3 protein-coding genes and 1 pseudogene are annotated in these 4445 nt (G+C 68.0%); 3 read left to right on the forward strand and 1 reads right to left on the reverse strand.

The genetic code is table 11. From position 1 onward, the window contains the following. Positions 1 to 221: 221 nt before the first annotated feature. Positions 222 to 671 (forward strand): annotated as a pseudogene (locus AB0L97_RS38425) (DDE-type integrase/transposase/recombinase); the annotation flags it as partial. Positions 672 to 1229: 558 nt separating this feature from the next. Here AB0L97_RS38425 and AB0L97_RS38430 read toward each other — a convergent pair. Beyond that, a complete protein-coding gene (locus AB0L97_RS38430; RefSeq protein ID WP_364439955.1) occupies positions 1230 to 2171 on the reverse strand; it encodes a VOC family protein in 942 nt (313 codons plus the stop codon). 202 nt (positions 2172 to 2373) lie between these two features. Here AB0L97_RS38430 and AB0L97_RS38435 point away from each other — a divergent pair, with 202 nt between their 5' ends. Further along, a complete protein-coding gene (locus AB0L97_RS38435; RefSeq protein WP_364439958.1) occupies positions 2374 to 3510 on the forward strand; it encodes an FAD-dependent monooxygenase in 1137 nt (378 codons plus the stop codon). A gap of 198 nt (positions 3511 to 3708) precedes the next feature. Beyond that, positions 3709 to 4445, forward strand: a 737-nt coding sequence (locus tag AB0L97_RS38440) for an SDR family oxidoreductase (protein WP_364439960.1), incomplete at its 3' end; no start/stop codon positions are given.

Below are 4445 nucleotides of genomic sequence, written 5' to 3' on the forward strand. Positions count from 1 at the left end.
CTGCTCGGTGTAGACGCGCGGAGTCCCCCGGCGCATCACCAATCCACTTTTCCGCAGCCACGTATACGCCGCACCAGGATGCACGCCCGCCGCGGCCCTGACACTGCCTCCACGATCCAGCAGATCGAAGAACAACTCCCGCTGCTCCTTCGAATACTTCCGACCAGCCAACGCCACCACCTTCCAGCAGCGTTGCAACGACTACTGGAATCCAAGCCAGCGAGGGGAAGCTCTACATCTGCGCGGTGAAGGACGTGTGGTCCAACCGCATCGTCGGTTACAGCATCGACGACCGGATGACCGCCGAACTGGCGTGTGCGGCGCTGCGCAACGCTATCGGCCTGCGGTCACCGGCCGGCACCATCGTTCATTCCGACCGCGGCAGCCAATTTCGTTCCAGAAAGTTCGTCACCTTGCTGTCCCGCAACCGATTGCAAGGTTCCATGGGCCGGGTGGCTGCATGCGCGGACAACTCGGCCATGGAGTCGTGGTTTGCGCTGCTGCAACACAACGTGCTCGACCGGAAACGGTGGGACACAAAAGAAGAACTGCGTCTGGCCATCGTGTGCTGGATCGAGCGGACCTACCACCGCCGACGGCGCCAGCGAGGGCTGTCCCGACTGACTCCGGTCGAGTATGAGACCCTGAACCAGGCCTCACTCGCGGCCTGAAACCACCACAACCCGCGAGTCAATCAGATCCGGGGCAGTCCCCTTCTTCGGCCGAGGTGCGACGCGTTACAACACCATCGGCGCCCGTCACGAGCCCGGAGGGCGACCCGGGGGAGGGCTGCTCGGTGGCGCCGGCCGCGATTGTCGACGCTACGTCGGCCCGAGCGGGTCGCGCTCCACCCGCGGAGCGGTGGGCCACCTCGCGGTCGGCTACGGCATCGGCTCGTGTGCCTGCGTCCGACGAAGTCGCCGTCGACACACGCCCAGGTATCTGTCCGGACACCGGCGCGACTATCGACGCGCGGTTCTCGCGCCGGGCACGTGTCCGGTCCGGATCGAGGTGACTGCCCTCGGGAGTCGCCGGCCCGTCGAGTGGGGCACACCGAGCTGGTCCCCCCGGGCGCGGCGCCTCATGGGCGATACCGTCCATGGACTCGGAGGACCTTCCGCCCGCCTGCAGACGACCCGCTGAGGTTGGGTGCGCACAGCGGACAGCGGCCGGGCAATCCGCTCCGGGATTGTCCGGGCCGCCGCGGGTGCGCCCGGCGTCGTGGTCTCTTACACGGGCGGTGGGGTGAAAAGGATGTCGGGGTCGTTGTACGCCGTCTTTATGGTGAGCTCGTTCATCGAGGGTGCGGTTCCCCACTGGTCCGCGACGCTGGGCTCGCTCACGTCGTGCACGCTGGGGTGCCAGCAGTCCCAGTCGACGGTCTCGAGCTCGGTGGTGTACTCGATCATGTTGCCGTGCGGGTCGCCGAAGTACGAGAACGTGTTGTCACCGGCGAGGTGGCGACCAGGCCCCCATACCAACGGGACGCCCGCACGCAGCGCGCGCCCGGTGCCCCGCATATACTCGTCGACGCCGCGCATCTCGAACGAAGCGTGGTGCAGTGACGCGTGCGGACCGCGCGAGATCGCGAAGCTGTGGTGGTAGTCGTTGCAACGCAGGAAGTACATCAGGTCGCCGACCTGCGGGTGGCTCAGCGTGTCGGAGAGCCGGAACCCGAGGTGCTTCTCGTACCACTGACGCATCCGCAGGGGGTCGGGTGAGTTCACCACGCAGTGCGACAGCTTGACGGGGATGGACTCGCGCTCCTCGATGTGCCGGAACTCGCGGGTGGCCACATCGCTGGAGACTTCTACGACGCGTCCGTCGACGTCGAAGAACCGGAAGCCGTATCCGCCACCGGGCAGGTCGATCGCGCCCGGCTCGCCCACAAGCTTCACGCCGGCCGCGATCAACCGATCGGCCAGGCTGTCGACATCGCCGGCGTTGGCTGCACCGAAGGCGAGCAAGTCCATCCGCTTCTCTCCCCGTCGTAGGCGGACGACGTACTGCTCGGGTGAGCCCTCGGCAGCGAGGAACGCGATGCCCGAATCGTCGGCGACCTTCGTCAGGCCCCAAACGTTCTCATAGAAGTCTAGCTGCCGGTCGAAGTCCGGGACGGTCAGTGCGACGTGGCGCAGGTGCGTCAGCAGAGTGGGGGGGTGCGAACTCATGGCCCGCACGCTATGAGTCGCCGGACTGCTCAGGAAGGGCGTCTCCGGCATGCCTGGTATGCCTGCGTCCGGCAGGCCGGGCTCACGTGCCAACTATCGAACTGGGCAATAGCAGCGATGCCGAGGTCGCGGTTCCGTCCACAGCGTTGCGACCGTCACACTGACCGGGTTCCCGCCACCCCGAGAACTGCGGAGGTACTTCATGACCGGCATGGTGCGCCGTGTGCTCGTCGTCGGCGGCGGCACGGCCGGATCGGTGGCCGCCCTCGCCCTGCGACAGCAGGGCGTCGAGGTGGTGCTCGTCGAGAAGCAGACCAACTGGACCGCCATCGGACACGGGATCACGATCCAAGGGAACGCACTGAGGGCGTTCGACATGGTCGGCATCGGTCACGAGGTGGTCGCCACGGGGTTCCCGATGCACGGGGTGCGGATGCTGGAGGCCGACGGGACCCTTCTGCAGGAGATTCACTCCCCGCCGCTCGGTGGCCCGGAGCTGCCCCCGGTAATGGGGTCCATGCGCCCCCGGCTTCAGGCGGTGCTCAGCCGGCACGTGCTCGCCTCGGGTGTCGACGTCCGGCTCGGCACGAGCATCACAGCCATCCACGACGACTGTGATGCGGACGGAGCGGTCGTCACTTTCACCGACGGCACCACGGACCGCTTCGAGCTCGTCGTCGGCGCTGACGGTGTGCACTCCACAGTGCGCTCCCTGATCGGCATCGACGCCGTCCCGCAGCGCCTCGGTATGGCGATCTGGCGCCTGGAAGGCCCGCGACCGCGCGGCATGTCCGGCGCCGAACTGTACTACGGCGGGCCCCGCTACAAAGCTGGCTACACACCGACCGGTGCGGACCGGATGTATGCCTACGTCATCGATGAGGACCGGCCAGTCGCCGACTACGCGGGCCGTCCCCTCGCCCATGCGATGGCGGAGCGCACGGAGGGATATGGAGGACTCTGGCCCGAGATCTGCGCCAGCATCGACGAGTCGTGCGCGATGGACTACCGCTCCCTGGACGCCCTCCTCCTCGACGAGCCGTGGTACCGGGGCCGGGTCCTGCTGATCGGTGACGCCGCGCACGCCTGCCCCCCGATGCTCGCCCAGGGTGCCGCCATGGCGGCCGAGGACGGCGTCGTGCTCGCCGAGCTGGTGGCGGAGGGGCATCCGGTCGAGCAGTTGCTCGAGCTGTTCATGGGCCGCCGCGGATCGCGCGCCTCGATGGTCGTGCGCAACTCCGTACAGCTCGCCCGCTGGGAGATCGACCCGGCGACGCCCGGGGCAGATCCGGCGGGCCTGATGGCCGCGTCTATGGCCGAGCTAACCAAGTCCTTCTGACCGAACGACCCGACCGGAGAGGAAACCCACTCGCATGCCATTCGTATGCTCAGCTACCTGGACCACAGAGGAAGGCAGGGAGGGCATCGTCCGCGAAGCCCTGCCGAGGCTCGCGCCCGCATCCCGGCAGGAGCCCGGGTACCAGACGTACGTAACCGCAGTGCCGGTCGCAGACCTGAAGGCACGGGGTGGTGCGCGGTGAGCGGGCGCGTCGCGGACAAAGTCGTCGTCGTCACGGGGGCCGCCCGGGGCCAAGGGGCCGCTGAGGCGCGTGCGCTGGCGGCAGAGGGCGCCACGGTCGTGGCTCTCGACGTGGTGGACCCCGAGCAGGTCGCTCCTGGCGAGCTGGACGGACACGGGGACGCCATCGTCTACCGCCGGCACGACGTCGGCGACCCCGAGGCCTGGCAGCGTCTCGCCGACGAGCTACGAGAACGCTTCGGCGAGGTGCACGGCCTGATCAACAACGCCGGGCTCACGTATCGCGCGCGGCTGCTCGACATCGAGCTTGCGGACTGGGAACGGATCTTCCGGGTCAACGCCACCGGCCCGCTCCTGGGGGTGCAGGCCATCGTCCCGCTGATGCCGGCGGGTTCCTCGATCGTGACGATCGGCAGCACCGCGGCACTGACGCCGCACTACCCCATCGCCTACACGGCGTCGAAATGGGCGGCCCGTGCCATCTCCAAGGTGGCAAGCATGGAGCTGGGTGACCTTGGCATCCGGTGCAACACCGTTCACCCCGGGTACATCGACACCCCGATGTCCGCCAGCGCCCCCCAGGCATTCCTGGACGTCAGCCTCCAGCACACACCCCTGGGCAGGGCAGGAACCGTCGACGAGGTCGCGGCGCTGATCGTCTTCCTGGTCAGCGACGAGTCGAGCTACATCACCGGTGCGGAGATCGCGATCGACGGCGGATTCTCCAATCAGGC

It is taken from the genome of Nocardia sp. NPDC051911 (assembly GCF_040681035.1).
In the GTDB taxonomy this organism is placed as follows: Bacteria; Actinomycetota; Actinomycetes; order Mycobacteriales; family Mycobacteriaceae; genus Nocardia; species Nocardia sichangensis.

Bases quoted from the DNA above. Each gene is read 5' to 3' on its own strand.
- AB0L97_RS38430 (WP_364439955.1), bottom strand. From the start codon at position 2,171: ATGAGTTCGCACCCCCCCACTCTGCTGACGCACCTGCGCCACGTCGCA.
- AB0L97_RS38435 (WP_364439958.1), top strand. From the start codon at position 2,374: ATGACCGGCATGGTGCGCCGTGTGCTCGTCGTCGGCGGCGGCACGGCC.